Annotated in this window: 11 protein-coding genes; 5 read left to right on the top strand and 6 right to left on the bottom strand. The window is 65.9% G+C overall.

Annotation, left to right across the window (positions count from 1 at the left end):
* The first annotated feature begins 56 nt into the window (after positions 1-56).
* Positions 57-2,165, top strand: a complete 2,109-nt coding sequence (gene recG, locus XH79_RS06590; RefSeq protein WP_271581109.1) for an ATP-dependent DNA helicase RecG — start codon at positions 57-59, stop codon at positions 2,163-2,165.
* Here the strand turns inward: recG and panE are convergent.
* From panE to glmS, 4 genes are all read right to left on the bottom strand, one after another.
* Positions 2,162-3,091, bottom strand: coding sequence for a 2-dehydropantoate 2-reductase (gene panE / locus XH79_RS06585; RefSeq protein WP_271581108.1), 930 nt, complete (start codon positions 3,089-3,091; stop codon positions 2,162-2,164). The two genes, recG and panE, sit on opposite strands and share 4 nt — an antisense overlap.
* A gap of 221 nt (positions 3,092-3,312) precedes the next feature.
* Entirely contained in the window at positions 3,313-4,170 is an 858-nt protein-coding gene (locus XH79_RS06580; RefSeq protein ID WP_271581107.1) for an NAD(P)-dependent oxidoreductase, read from the bottom strand.
* A 105-nt stretch (positions 4,171-4,275) separates the two neighbouring features.
* Positions 4,276-5,046, bottom strand: coding sequence for a DUF502 domain-containing protein (locus XH79_RS06575; RefSeq protein WP_271581106.1), 771 nt, complete (start codon positions 5,044-5,046; stop codon positions 4,276-4,278).
* 80 nt (positions 5,047-5,126) lie between these two features.
* The gene (gene glmS / locus XH79_RS06570; protein WP_271581105.1) at positions 5,127-6,953 is read right to left on the bottom strand and encodes a glutamine--fructose-6-phosphate transaminase (isomerizing); all 1,827 of its coding nucleotides are present in this window, start codon (positions 6,951-6,953) and stop codon (positions 5,127-5,129) included.
* A 219-nt stretch (positions 6,954-7,172) separates the two neighbouring features.
* Here glmS and XH79_RS06565 point away from each other — a divergent pair, with 219 nt between their 5' ends.
* Positions 7,173-7,391 (top strand): hypothetical protein, encoded by a 219-nt coding sequence (locus XH79_RS06565; protein WP_212336313.1) that lies wholly within the window; start codon positions 7,173-7,175, stop codon positions 7,389-7,391.
* A gap of 6 nt (positions 7,392-7,397) precedes the next feature.
* Here the strand turns inward: XH79_RS06565 and glmU are convergent, their stop codons facing one another.
* Positions 7,398-8,753 carry a bifunctional UDP-N-acetylglucosamine diphosphorylase/glucosamine-1-phosphate N-acetyltransferase GlmU gene (gene glmU / locus XH79_RS06560; RefSeq protein ID WP_271581104.1) on the bottom strand — a complete coding sequence of 452 codons (1,356 nt, stop codon included), beginning with the start codon at positions 8,751-8,753 and terminating at the stop codon, positions 7,398-7,400.
* 174 nt (positions 8,754-8,927) lie between these two features.
* Here glmU and XH79_RS06555 point away from each other — a divergent pair, with 174 nt between their 5' ends.
* Together XH79_RS06555 and XH79_RS06550 are read left to right on the top strand one after the other, a co-directional pair.
* Positions 8,928-10,292 carry a hypothetical protein gene (locus XH79_RS06555; protein WP_271581103.1) on the top strand — a complete coding sequence of 455 codons (1,365 nt, stop codon included), beginning with the start codon at positions 8,928-8,930 and terminating at the stop codon, positions 10,290-10,292.
* A gap of 152 nt (positions 10,293-10,444) precedes the next feature.
* Positions 10,445-10,825: a hypothetical protein gene (locus tag XH79_RS06550; RefSeq protein ID WP_080138510.1), complete on the top strand. Its 381-nt coding sequence runs from the start codon at positions 10,445-10,447 to the stop codon at positions 10,823-10,825.
* Here the strand turns inward: XH79_RS06550 and XH79_RS06545 are convergent.
* Positions 10,785-12,344, bottom strand: a complete 1,560-nt coding sequence (locus XH79_RS06545) for a glycoside hydrolase family 17 protein (RefSeq protein ID WP_271581102.1) — start codon at positions 12,342-12,344, stop codon at positions 10,785-10,787. The genes XH79_RS06550 and XH79_RS06545 overlap by 41 nt on opposite strands.
* Positions 12,345-12,670: 326 nt before the next feature.
* On the opposite strand from XH79_RS06545, the gene XH79_RS06540 reads away from it, so the two are divergent.
* Positions 12,671-13,264 (top strand): beta-1-3, beta-1-6-glucan biosynthesis protein, encoded by a 594-nt coding sequence (locus XH79_RS06540; RefSeq protein ID WP_212336308.1) that lies wholly within the window; start codon positions 12,671-12,673, stop codon positions 13,262-13,264.
* Positions 13,265-13,393: the final 129 nt, after the last annotated feature.

The raw sequence follows: 13,393 nt of genomic DNA, 5'->3' as shown, positions 1-13,393 counted from the left end.
TGGACGTCCCGCACAAAACTGGCCATCACGGTCACGAACAGTTCTAGTTTTCGCCAATGCGCCCCAGCCTGCTCAATCCGCTGTTTGCTCCCGTGACCAGCCTGCCCGGCGTCGGTCCGAAGCAGGACAAGCTGCTGCAATATCTGCTCAGCCGGAGCGAGACGCCGCGACTGGTCGATCTGCTGCTGCATCTGCCGAGCCAGGTCATCGACCGCCGCGCCCGGCCGAAGATCCGCGATGCGGCCGTTGGAACCATGGTGACGCTGGAGGTCACCGTCGATCGCCACCGCCCGCCCCCGCCGCGCAATTCGCGCGCGCCGTATCTGGTCTATGCCAGCGACGATACCGGCGATGTCGTGCTGACGTTTTTTCGCGCCAAGCCCGGCTATGTCGAGAAGCTGCTGCCGATGGGCGAGAAGCGCTACGTCTCCGGCACGCTGCAGATGTATGACGGCATTCCGCAGATCGTGCATCCCGACCGCGTCCTCGACGAGGAGGCGATCTCAAAGCTCTCCGGCATCGACCCGATCTACCCGCTGACGGAAGGCCTCGCGCTCGGCTCGCTCCGCCGCGCGATCGCGCAGGCGCTGCAGAAGCTCCCCGCATTGCCGGAATGGATCAGCCCCGAGGTGCTGCGCCGCTGCCACTTCCCGCCAATCGCTGAGGCCCTCACCCGCGTGCACCAGCCGGTCGAGCTCACGGACATCCTGCCCGACCAGCCGTTCTGGTCGCGCCTCGCCTTCGACGAGCTTCTGGCCGGCCAGCTCGCACTCGCCCTGATCCGCGCGCAGCTGCGCCGGCCGGCCGGCGTGCGCAATGCCGGCGACGGGCACCTGCGCAATGAGATCATCGACGCCCTTCCTTACGCGCTCACACCCTCCCAGCGCAGCGCCGCGGCCGCCATCGCCGAGGACCTGAAGCAGCCGGTGCGCATGCTGCGCCTGCTTCAGGGCGACGTCGGCTCGGGCAAAACGGTCGTGGCGCTGCTCGCGGCCGCCGCGGTGGCCGAAGTCGGCAAGCAGGCCGCGCTGATGGCGCCGACCGAAATCCTGGCACGTCAGCACATCAAGACCATTGCGCCGCTCGCCGAACGCGCCGGCCTGCGCGTCGCAATCCTCACCGGCCGCGAAAAAGGCAAGGAGCGGCGCGAGATCATCGCCCAGCTCGCCGAAGGCGAGATCGATCTGCTCGTCGGCACCCATGCGCTGATCCAGGACGACGTGATCTTCAGGGACCTCGCGCTCGCCATCGTCGACGAGCAGCATCGCTTTGGCGTCCGCGAGCGCCTCGCGCTGACGTCCAAGGGCGAAGCCGTCGACGTGCTGGTGCTGAGCGCAACACCGATTCCGCGCACGCTGGTGCTGACCTATTTCGGCGACATGGATATCAGCGAGCTGCGCGAGAAGCCGGCCGGCCGGCAGCCGATCGACACCCGCGCGGTGCCGATGAGCCGGATCAGCGAGGTCATGGAAGGTGTCGGCCGCGCACTCGAAGCCGGCAAGCTGGTCTATTGGATCTGCCCGCTGGTCGAGGAATCCGAGGCCGAGGGCACCGAGCACCTGACCAACGCGACCAAGCGGTTCGAGAGCCTGCAGAAACGCTTTGGCGACCGCGTCGGCCTCGTCCACGGCCAGATGAAGGGCACCGAGAAGGACCGCGTGATGGGCCGGTTCGCCGCCCACGAGGTCGGGCTGCTTGTCGCGACCACCGTGGTCGAGGTCGGCGTCGACGTCCCCGCCGCAACCATCATGGTGATCGAGAACGCCGAACGGTTCGGCCTTGCCCAGCTGCACCAGCTGCGCGGCCGCATCGGACGCGGCTCGGAAGCCTCGACCTGCATCCTGCTCTATGGCGAGCCGCTCGGCGAGATGTCGAAGGCACGGCTGAAAGTGATCCGCGAGACCACCGACGGCTTCCGCATCGCCGAGGAGGATTTGAAGCTGCGCGGCGAAGGCGACGTATTAGGGGTACGCCAGAGCGGCCTGCCCGGCTATCGCATCGCGCGCTCGGAGGTGCACGACCAGCTCATCACCCAGGCTAGAGACGAGGCGCTGCGCATCCTCAAGGACGATCCGAAGCTGAAGGGCGAGCGTGGCGAGGCGCTACGGTGCCTGCTGTATCTGTATGAGCGCGACGAGGCGATCCCGCTGATCGGCGCGGGTTAGCCCCCTGCCCTTCGCCGCCCGATCTCGTACGCCGCCACATGCGCGCGGGCGAGATCCAGCAACGGCGTGTCGATGCCGAGCGTGCGGGCGCGATTGGCCATGTCACCGAGGATATGCTCCGCCTCGGTGATCGAGCCGCGCTCGATGTCGCGCAGCATCGAGGCCTTCAGCGGCGAGTCGAGGGTGGTGAACAGTTTTCGGTCGAACTCGATGAACGGCGCACGCGGCCCGAAGCCTGAAGCCGTCGCAACAGTGCAGCATTCCGCAAACAGGCGGAAAATCGACTGCTCGCCGTTGGGCACGGCCAGGATGTCTCCGATGCTCGCGCGCATCAGGCAGGTGATGCCGGCGAGCGTGCTGAGCTGGACGAATTTCTCCCACATGTCCTGCATGATCGCTTCGCTGGCGCGCACGTCGATGCCGGGGACCTGGAGCAGCTTTTCCAGGGCGAGCGCACGCTCGCTGAGCGAACCCTCGATCTCGCCGAAGACGATGGTCTGATTGGCCATGAACTGGACGACACGGCCATCCGCATCGAGCCCGGCACTGACATTCGCGAGCCCGCCGAGGACGTGCGCCGCGCCGAACCTCGCGGCCAGGGCATCGAGATGTTTCAATCCGTTCAGGATGGGAAGAATCATCGTGTTGGGGCCGACGGCGGGCGCAAACTGGCTCACGGCGTCGTCGAGCGAGTAGGCCTTCACGCCGACGAGCACGACGTCGAACGGCTCCTTGAGATCGCTGGCCAGAACGATCTTCGGCTGCACGGCGAAGTCGCCGTGCGGGCTTACGACCTGTAGTCCATCCCGCCGCAATTGCTCGGCCCGCTTCTCGCGCACCAGAAAGGTCACGTCGCGGCCCGCTCGGACGAGGCAAGCTCCGTAATAGCCGCCGAGCGCCCCCGCGCCGATGACAACCACTCTCATTCGAACTCCCATGCGCCTGCTTTCGCAGAATACTAACAGATGGGGATCGCGACGTCTCCGTCATTGCGAGCGAAGCGAAGCAATCCAGAGTCCCTTCGCGGAAAGATTCTGGATTGCTTCGCTCGCAATGACGATGTGGGTGGAGCTCGGCACACGTTGTACGCTTGAGACGACCGGGACATCCAGGGCTTTCCGGAGTCGGTTTCGGCAGCTCCGGACGACTAGGCCTTCTTCTGCGCGATGCTTGCAGCGAAGGCCTTCATCAGCGCGGCATCCACAGACTCGCCATTCGCATCCTCCGCGAGGTGCTCGAACCAGCGTGCAAAACCCTCGTAGATCTGGCTGGCCGGGTGATCAGCTCCGAGGAAGCCGGAAATCTCCCGCATCTCCGCGACCCAGCGATACGCTTTTGGAATCATATCGGGCAGCGCCACTTCGAGCCGCGCGAGGATCGCAGGCTGGCTCAGCGCCAGCTCGTCGCGCAGCGCATCGGCCGCGCCCGCTTTCGTCGCCGCCACCACCATGGCCGAGCCGATGCCGGCGAGGCCCTTGACGATGCCGGCGTAGGACATTTTCAGCGCGGAGGCGGCACCGACCGGGCCTTCGACGATCCGCACGTCGAGGCCGAGATCCCTGAGCACCAAGACGTCCTTCGCGTGCTCGCCGGACATGTAGAAGGCCGGGCTCTTGCCACCGGGTTGCGGCGGAAAGCCGATGATGCCGCCGTCGACGAAGGGCGCCTGGGCCGAGCCGATGATCTCTTCGATCCGTTGCACGGTGTCGACATTGACCGCGTTGCAATCGATCACGACCGGCTTCTTCGCACGCCGGACGATCAACGCGGCCAGGCGTTCGGCGAGCGCGACGGCTTCGCCCGGCGGCACAATCGAGAGGATGATGTCGGCGTCGGCAATCGCCTCGTCCTCGGCGCCGATCATGCCGGCGTCGGCAGCCCGTTTCAGCGTCGCCTCGCTGCGGCTTTTCAAGGAGGTCAGCACCCGCGCGCCGTTTTCGCCGAGGCGGCGGGCCACGGCGCTGCCCATGGCGCCGGGTGCGAGGATCGCGATCGTTTTGGACATCGTGCACTCCAGGTCGAATTGCGAGCGAGACGCTCAACTCGACCGGAAGACTAGCAGAGGATGCGAGTGCTTGCGTGAACGCGGCCATCCCGCAGCGGAATGGCCCTACTCCACCTTCGCAGGCTGAGGCTTGAGCGTCGAAGCGTTGGCAATGCGCGCGGCATTGGCCATGCCCGCGAGCGCGGCCGCCTTCTTCGGGTCGGGCGCCGAGCCCGGCTGCACCACGCCGGCCGACATGATCAGCGTTGCGGCGTCCTCGGCGCTGAGGTCGACCTCGATGATCTTGCTCTTGGGCACGTAGAAGAAGAAGCCGGTGGTCGGGTTCGGCGAGCACGGCAGGAACACCGAGACATGCTCTTCCTGCCCCGGCAGGCTGCGGGCGATGTCCTCGCTCGGCGATTGCGAGATCAGTACGATCGACCACATGCCCGGCGATGGAAACTCGACGAGGCCGACTTTCCGGAAGCTCGAGCCCTTGCCCGAGAACAGCGTCTCGAACACCTGCTTCAGGCCGCGATAGATGGCGCGCACCGCCGGGATACGGCCGAGGAAGGTCTCCCCGACATCGACCAGCGTCCGGCCGATCAGGTTCGCCGCGAGGAAGCCGACCAGCGTCAGCGTGAAGAATGCGACAATCAGTCCCCAGCCGGGGACGCCGTAGGGCAGATAGGTTTCGGGCCGATAGGCCAGCGGCACGAACGGCCGCACCACGCCGTCGACCCAGGTGACGAACCACCAGACCAGATAGAGGGTGATCGCGATCGGCCCCGTCACCACGAGGCCGGTCAGAAAATAGTTGCGAAAGCGGCCCATCAGGCCGGTATGCGGTTCCGGAGCGGGATCAAGCGGCGCGGGGACGTCGTCGCGGGTGGTCATTCGGGTTCCAGGTCAGTCGCTGCACTCAAGCTAGGGTCTTCTAGCAGGTTTTGGAAGAGTGCAGCCCCGATCCCTTCTGCCTATTCCACGGTCACCGATTTCGCGAGATTGCGCGGCTGATCGACGTCGGTGCCCATGATGACAGCCGTATGATAGGCGAGCAGCTGCACCGGGACGGCATAGACCATCGGCGTGAACGCCGCCGCCATGTCGGGCATGATGATGGTGACGAGCGATTCGACAGTCGCCTCCTCCGCGCCCTTGGCGTCGGTCATCAGGATGATCCTGCCGCCGCGGGCGGCGACCTCCTGCATGTTCGAGACGGTCTTCTCGAACACCCGGTCATAGGGCGCGATGACGACGACCGGCATGGTCTCGTCGATCAGCGCGATCGGGCCGTGCTTGAGCTCGCCGGCGGCGTAGCCCTCGGCGTGGATATAGGAGATCTCCTTCAGCTTCAGCGCGCCTTCCAGCGCGAGCGGGAAGCTGGTGCCGCGGCCCAGGTAAAGCACGTCGCGCGACTTCGCGATTTCGCGCGAGAGCTTCTCGATCTGCAGCTCGGTGGTGAGGGCATCCGACATCAAACGCGGGACCTCGACGAGGCCATGGACCAGCTTGGTCTCGTCCTCGTCGGACAATACGCCTCTGGCCTTGCCGGCGGCGATGGCGAGGTTCGCCAGCACCATGAGCTGGCAGGTGAAGGCCTTGGTCGAGGCGACGCCGATCTCCGGGCCGGCCAGCGTCTGCAGCACGGTCTCGCTCTCGCGCGCGATGGTCGAGGTCGGCACGTTGACGACGGCGATCGTGTGCACACCCTCGGCCTTGGCGTAGCGCAGCGCCGCCAGCGTGTCGGCGGTCTCGCCCGACTGCGAGATGAAGATGGCGAGATCGCCCTTGCGCAGCGGCGCCTCGCGGTAGCGGAATTCGGAGGCGACGTCGACCTCGACCGGCACGCGCGCAAAGCGCTCGAACCAGTACTTTGCGACGAAACCGGCATAGCTCGCTGTGCCGCAGGCCGTGATGTTGATGCGCTGGATGGTCTTGAAGTCGAACGGCAGCTTGACCGGCAGCGAGACGCGCTCGGTCGCCATGTCGACATAGCGCGCCAGCGTGTGGCCGACCACCTCCGGCTGCTCGTGGATTTCCTTGGCCATGAAGTGGCGGTAGTTGGCCTTGTCGACCAGCGAGGTCGAAGCGGCGTGCCTGATCTTCTCGCGCTGGACGGCGTGACCGTCCTTGTCGAAGATGGTGGCGCTCTTGCGGGTCAGCACGGCCCAGTCGCCGTCCTCGAGATAGCTGATCGTGTCGGTGAACGGACCGAGCGCGATGGCGTCGGAGCCGAGATACATCTCGCCGTCGCCATAGCCGATCGCGAGCGGCGGGCCGTTGCGGGCGCCGATCATGAGGTCGTCGTCGCCGGCGAAGATGAAGCCGAGCGCGAAGGCGCCGCGCAGGCGTCCCAGCGCCAGCTTCACCGCTTCCACCGGCTTGTTGCCGCGCGTCAGGAGATCGTCGACGAGATGCAGCACGATCTCGGTGTCGGTCTCGGTGTGGAACACCGTTCCCTTCTTCTCGAGCTCCTCGCGCAGCTCGCGGAAATTCTCGATGATACCGTTGTGGACCACGGCGACGCGTTCGGTCGCATGCGGATGGGCGTTGTTGACGGTCGGCTTGCCGTGGGTGGCCCAGCGGGTGTGGCCGATGCCGGTCGTGCCCTTGAGCGGTTCGGCTTCCAGCCGCTTCTCTAGATTCTTCAGCTTGCCCTCGGCGCGGCGGCGCTCGAGATGCTTGCCTTCGAGCGTGGCGACGCCCGCGGAGTCGTAGCCGCGATATTCAAGACGTTTGAGCGAATCCACCAATTGCTCTGCAACCGGTTCGCGCCCGAGAATGCCGACAATCCCGCACATGCGGATCAATATCCCCCAAATCGTCGAAAAATCGCCAAAACGACGCGCTCAGTTTTTAGCGAAATTCCGAGGGAACCATATACTCAATAATTATTGCTGATTGAGACAGCGTTCGCCTGCAACACGCCAAGCCTGCGTCGATGTGGCCGGCCTTTAATCCCGGACGTTAACTTGTTGTCAACACGTTTGACCAACGATTCCGGCCAGGAGAACAAGGCCATGAAAGGCTCATCCGACCGCAAAGGTCTGTCGTCGTTGTATCTGCGTGCCAGCGAGACCTCGGGCACGAACCTCGCCCATTGGCCGCCGCCCCAGCGCGGCAAGGAAAGCAAGCCCGTCTTCATCAAGCATAAGCAAGGCGAACCGGCCAAGCGCGCCAAGCCGCGCGGCTGGCGCCTGACCCGCGCGATCTTCTCCGAATTCGCCGACGACGAATAGCGCGTCCTATTTCTCCGGCTTCTTGCCGCCCGTCTTCATCTCGCGATAGCGCGCCGCGCCGCCTTCCCGGATGGTCTGCTGGTTGCGCTCCAGCGCCATGGCGTCGTCGGGCACGTCCTTCGTGATCACCGAGCCGGAGCCGATATAGGCGCCGTTGCCGATTCTGACCGGCGCGACCAGCGAGGAGTTGGTGCCGACGAAGGCGCCCTGCCCGATGATGGTCTTGTGCTTCTTGAAGCCGTCGTAGTTGCAGGTGATGGTGCCGGCGCCGATGTTGGAATTGGCGCCGACGGTGGCATCGCCAATGTAGGAGAGATGGTTGACCTTGACGCCGGCCTCGAGCGTCGCGGCCTTGGTCTCCACGAAATTGCCGATGCGCGCACCGTCGCCGAGCGAGGTGCCGGGACGAAGCCGCGCATAGGGGCCGATCGAGACTTTCTTGCCGAGCGTGGTCTCGACGATGTGCGAGAAGGAATGGATCACGCTGCCGTCGGCGATCGACACGCCCGGGCCGATCACGACGAACGGCTCGATGGTTACGTCCTTGCCGAACACGGTGTCGGCGGAGAGATAAACTGTCTCCGGCGCGATCAGCGTGACACCGGCCTCCATCGCAGCCTTGCGCAAACGCGCCTGCATCACGGCTTCGGCCTCGGCGAGCTGCGCCTTGGTGTTGATGCCGCGCACTTCGTCCTCGCTGGTTTCGATCACCACGGACTCCCATCCCTGCTTGCGGACGATTTCAACCGCGTCCGTCAGATAATATTCGCCCTTGGAATTGCCATTGCCGATCTTCTCGAGGATGTCGAGCGCACGGCGTCCGTCGATCGCCATGACGCCGGCATTGCACAGATCGATCTTGCGCTCGGCTTCGCTGGCATCGGCCTGCTCGCGGATTGCGACCAGGCGGTCGCCCTCGACGATGAAGCGGCCATAGCCGGTGGGATCGGCGGCGCGAAAACCGAGCGCGGCGATCGCGGCACCCTTCGCGAGCGGCGCACGCAGCCGCGCAAAGGTCTCGGCCGAGATCAGCGGCGTGTCGCCGAACGCGATCAACAGATCATCCGCGCCGCGCGCGATGGCCTCGCGTGCCGCCAGCACCGCATGCGCAGTGCCGAGGCGTTCGCCCTGCACGAAGGTGAGCGCGTCGGGGCGGATGCGCTTCGCCTCATCCGCCACCGCCTGATGGTCCGGACCGATCACGACGGCGAGCGAGGTGCCGGTTCCCTTCGGCGCGGCGGCGAGCACATGGGCGAGCAGGCTCTGGTGAGCGACAGGATGCAGCACCTTCGGCAGGCTCGATCGCATCCGCGTGCCTTCACCGGCGGCGAGCACGATCGTAAGGCTGGAACGGGCGGTCATCGCAATCCTGTCAGATACGGCCGAATCAATTGGCGCGGCAGGCGGCAGGCCGCCCTCGTAAGCTGCCGCCTTGCTACCCCCGCAAACGCCCGGAATTCAAGTGCGACCGAGTTTTCCTGTTAATGTTCCCTGATTGATTCGGGGAAGCCGGACAGGGCTGGGCATTTAACGTTCATGGCAAAGGATTCCGACCCACTGGCGGACGCCTTCGGCACGAAGGAGACCGGCGGGCTGTTCTCCGGACTTTTGGCCGAGGAAAGCGCGTTCGACCGCCGCATGATGTGGCGGCTGGGCTCGTGGGGCGCGGCTGCCGTCGGCGCCGTCGTCGTCGCCGTGATGGCCAACCAGGCCCAGCTCGGCTGGCGCCGTGACCAGGTTGCCTCAGCCGATCTCGCGCGCCAGGCCGACCGGCTGCAGCTGCTGACCAAGGAAAGCCAGAACGAGGCCCGCCGCCTCGCCGCCGCCATCGAGACGCTGAACACCGATCGCGACCGGCTCTATTCGCGCGTCACGGTGCTGGAGCAAGGGCTCGACTCCGTCACCGGCGCGATCGCCAGGCAGAGCGCGAAGCCGCAGGACGCGCCGGCCCCTGAGGCACAGCCCGCGGCGGCTGCGCCCAGCGTCGGGCCGGTGGCCTCGGTGCCGGCGCCATCGAGCGACAAGCCGCGCTCTGCTGCCAAGGACCAGGCGAAGGAGCCCGCAAAGGACGCAGCGAAGGAGCCGGCAAATCCGCCGCCGCAGACCGCGGCTGCCGCCTCGCTGGTCTCGCAAGCACCGGCAACGACCTCGGCGCTGCCGATGCTTCCGCTGGTGTCGTCCAAGTCGATCATGGCGCCGCCCGATCCCGCCGCATCCAAACTGGCTCAGCCCGAGGCAACCGAGAAGAAGCCCGAGGCGCCGCCCGCCCCGACCGAAGTGGCCGCGGCCACACCGGCCAAGCCGCCGGAGGCCGCTGAAAGCGAGGCGCCGGCGATCGCGGTCCAGCAGACGCGCTTTGCGATCGACCTCGGCGGGGCCAACTCGATCGACGGCCTGCGCGCGCTCTGGCGCGGCTTGACCAAATCCAATCCGGAAGTCGCAGCGCTGCGTCCGATCATCATGATCAAGGAAGGCGGCAACGGCCTCGGCATGCAGCTGCGCTTAGGGGCCGGCCCGCTGATCAATGCCGCCGCCGCCGCAAAGCTCTGCGCCGGGCTATCCGAGAGCAACCGTCACTGCGAGACCACCGTGTTCGACGGCCAGCGGCTGTCGATGCGTGGCAGTTCGGAGAAGGCGCAAGAGAAGGGTCAAGAGAAGTCCCAGGACCGGGTTCAGGAGAACAACTCCGAGAAGACGCAGGACACCGCGCCGCAAGCCGAGACTGCGCCGGCGCCCGCGCCAACTGCAAAACCGGACAAGCGCCGCCGCAGCTACTCCTCCAAGCGCTCATCGAAGCGCGAGGAGCCCGCGCCTGCACCGGCGCCGCAGCAGCCCGCGCCGCAGGCAAAGCCGGAGGCGGCGTCGGCGGGATCGACGCTGACGTCGTTCTTCAGGCGGTAAAGAGCCTCCCTCTCAGGAAGCAGAAAGTCGAAGAGCTGGCGACGGCAACAGATTCGCACCGCGAATTTTGTTCCGGATTTTCTCAGGCAGACTTGCCGAAAACCTCCACCTCCCCTGTTGCCCCCTCCCTTCATCCCGACCATATTGCGCCCATGACAAAAAAGCCCTTCCGCCTCACGCCCTACCAGGTGCAGTTCCTGATCGTCGTCGGCTTCGCATCCGTCGGCTATGCGCTTTATCTGCGCTATCTCGGCATCGAGCTCTCGACCGTCGGGCTCGCCTGCGACGCCGGCCTGCAGACGCTGATCTGCAAGGCGCGCGCGGTGTCGACCGTGCTGTTCAAGAATTCGGTGTTCGGCATCGTCGCGCTGGTGGTGGCGACGCTCAACCTGATGCGGCCGTCGATCGTGCTTCTGACCGTCGGCATCATCGCCGCCGGCCTTGGCATCGTGCTCTACAATGTCGTGCTGTCGGGCCTTGCGATCGGCCTGTTCATTCTTGGATTTGCTCGGCCCGCGCCCGCCACAGCGTGAGCGCGAACAGAAGATAAATCGAGCAGGTCCACAGCGACTGCCAGTTGTCGCGGCCCTCGTTGAACAGCACGTAGATCGCCGACAGCGTCAGCACGCCGGCGAACACCGCTTCGGCGATCGGGCGCTGGCCGATCTGCGGCCGGTTCAGCATCAATAGCGCGAACGGCACCACCGCCATCGTCAGCGAGGCGTAGGGGAAGTCGTGGTAGCGCGGATCGAACACGAAGCCGAGCGCGGTCTGCGCCGCGATCACCGCGGTCACCGCCAGCGTCAGGCCGAGCACTGCGGTGAGCTTCGACCATTTGCGGCCCTCGCGCGGGCCGAGCAGATCGAGGAAGGTCGGAAGACTGCGGCCGATCACCATCGCCTGGGCGCAGAAGATCGGCGACAGGATGCCGGCCAGCAGCAGCGCCCCCCAGAGCAGCCAGCCGCCGATGCCGTAGCTCTCGTAGTACATCTTGTCGGCGCCGATGCCGAGCAGGATGCCGGCCGACGTCGCCGAGATGGCGACACCGAGCCAGGCCGAGAAGCGCGGCGTCCACGGCCGCCGGCGCAGCGTAATCAGCGCCACCGCGAACACCAGCACGCACAGACCCATGCCGGCGCCCATGTACCATTTCCAGAACGGGAAATTGCTGATCGGCTGCCCCGGCGGATATTTCAGGTTCCGGCGCACGGAATCATAGAGACCCCAATAGCCGCCGACGGTGCCTTCGAGCTTGCGCTTCCAGGGCTGGTCGTAGGACTCGATCAGGTTGACGCGAAACTTCTGCGCCTTCGCAAGGCTCAGGATTTCCGAGACCACGCGCGCCTGGTTGGTGCGCGACGGCAGCGCGCCCTCGCGCATGCGCCCCGCGCTCGGCCAGCCGGTCTCGCCGATCAGGATCTCCTTGCCGGGGAATGCCACCGCCATGCGCTCGCGGATCGCCTCGACATGCGAGGCGGCGAATTTCGCCTTGACCGGGAAATCCTCCCAATAGGGCAGGATGTGGATGGTGACGAAGTCGACGGCGTCATAGACCTCGCGGTTCTTCAGCCAGAATTCCCAGACGTCGGCATAGGTGACGGGGACGCTGACCTGCGCCTTCACCGAGCGGATGATGGAGACGAGGTCGGCGGTCGTCATCTCGCCGCGCAGCAGCACCTCGTTGCCGACGATGATGCTGGTGACGGTGCCGGGGAATTCCTTCGAAAGGCGGACGGCGAGCGCGGCCTGCTCGAAATTCTTGGTGCGGTTGCTGGAGAGCCAGATGCCCTGCAGCACCTTCAGCCCGCCGACCTTGGCGGCGATCGCCGGAACCTGGTCGAGCCCATTCTCCATGGAATAGGTGCGGACGCAGTCGGTGATCTCCTTGAGCTGGCGCAAATCCTGCTCGATCTGGTCGGCCTCGATATGCGTCCATGCGTTCAGCGGCGACTGCTCGCCGCGGAATGGCGCATAGGAGACGCATTGAACCTTGTCGGCGGGATCGATCGGGGCGCGCGCGAGCGTGATCGGCGTGGCCAGCCACCACCACACGGCAGCAATCACCCCCAGTGAAACGAGCAGAAGCGCCAGTGGCGTACGAAGAGAAATCGGTTCCGTCCTCCGCGAAGGGCCGTCGATTACCTGCTCGCACGCCGTCTGCCAAGGGGGCACTCCGGATGGATCCCCCGCTCCCCCAATGAATTTACCTGCGGCCGTTCGACAGAGCCCTAGGATCGTGACTTTGCTGGACAAAATTCGAAATACAGGTCATGGGACTCGGCGGGAATTTTCCGCCGTATTGGAGACCCATTTGGACGCCATCAGGACGCGTCCGCGGGATCCTGACGCGGGCGGTCAGTGGAGAAGTTGGGGAATTCATGCGGCAACGGGTGCGTCAGTCACGAAATGCGGTCCTGCGGCAGTTCGCCGCCACCTTGGCCGTCTCCGCCCTTCTTGGTCTGGCCGGCCTTAATGGTGCCTCCGCCCAGAGCGGCACGCCCGCCCCCGACCAGGGCAAGGCCGCCGCCCAGCCCGCCGACGCCGCCAAGGACGCCGCCCAGAACCAGCGCCGCACCGACGAGTTTGCCGAAGCCGCCCAGGTCATCAACGGCCCGGCCGGCAATCCCGAATGCGTCTGGCTCGGCCGGCGCGTGGTGCGACTGATGTGGCGGGATGACCTCGATACCGCATTCCGCCATCTCGACCTCTACGACCGCTTCGGCTGCCCCGGCGGCCATATCCAGGCGGCTTTCCGCTGCCTGACCCGCTTCGGCGGCCAGATCGATCCCAAGGTCGCCGAGACCCTGGACAGCCGTGTCCATGCTTGCTGGATCAACCCGGCCTCCCAGCCGCAGCAGGCAGCCGCCGCGGCCTCCCAGCCGGCAGCACCGACCGCCGGCAATGCGCCTGCCCCGCAGCCGGCCGCGAGCCCCTCGCCTGCGGCAAGTCCGACACCGGCGCCCCAGAAATAGCTGCTGGTCGTTTCAGCTCTCGTTCAGGAACGATCGGCCATAGAAGCGGTTGGCACTGCCACGCGTTGCTCGAAAAGCCCATGCCCTCATAAGGACATGAGCCCATGACAGTTGTGAAACCGCGCGGCA

The sequence above is a fragment of the Bradyrhizobium sp. CCBAU 45389 genome (genome assembly GCF_028128625.1).
GTDB lineage: Bacteria > Pseudomonadota > Alphaproteobacteria > Rhizobiales > Xanthobacteraceae > Bradyrhizobium > Bradyrhizobium liaoningense_B.
The sequence above is the reverse complement of the archived record's forward strand: the minus strand, read 5'-3'. Positions and strand labels throughout refer to the sequence as shown.

What these genes read in the sequence shown, in the direction of transcription:
- XH79_RS06540 (WP_212336308.1), top strand. Translation starts at nt 12,671, where the DNA reads ATGCGGCAACGGGTGCGTCAGTCACGAAATGCGGTCCTGCGGCAGTTC.
- XH79_RS06580 (WP_271581107.1), bottom strand. Translation starts at nt 4,170, where the DNA reads ATGTCCAAAACGATCGCGATCCTCGCACCCGGCGCCATGGGCAGCGCC.
- XH79_RS06565 (WP_212336313.1), top strand. Translation starts at nt 7,173, where the DNA reads ATGAAAGGCTCATCCGACCGCAAAGGTCTGTCGTCGTTGTATCTGCGT.
- glmS (WP_271581105.1), bottom strand. Translation starts at nt 6,953, where the DNA reads ATGTGCGGGATTGTCGGCATTCTCGGGCGCGAACCGGTTGCAGAGCAA.
- XH79_RS06575 (WP_271581106.1), bottom strand. Translation starts at nt 5,046, where the DNA reads ATGACCACCCGCGACGACGTCCCCGCGCCGCTTGATCCCGCTCCGGAA.
- XH79_RS06550 (WP_080138510.1), top strand. Translation starts at nt 10,445, where the DNA reads ATGACAAAAAAGCCCTTCCGCCTCACGCCCTACCAGGTGCAGTTCCTG.
- panE (WP_271581108.1), bottom strand. Translation starts at nt 3,091, where the DNA reads ATGAGAGTGGTTGTCATCGGCGCGGGGGCGCTCGGCGGCTATTACGGA.
- XH79_RS06555 (WP_271581103.1), top strand. Translation starts at nt 8,928, where the DNA reads ATGGCAAAGGATTCCGACCCACTGGCGGACGCCTTCGGCACGAAGGAG.
- glmU (WP_271581104.1), bottom strand. Translation starts at nt 8,753, where the DNA reads ATGACCGCCCGTTCCAGCCTTACGATCGTGCTCGCCGCCGGTGAAGGC.
- recG (WP_271581109.1), top strand. Translation starts at nt 57, where the DNA reads ATGCGCCCCAGCCTGCTCAATCCGCTGTTTGCTCCCGTGACCAGCCTG.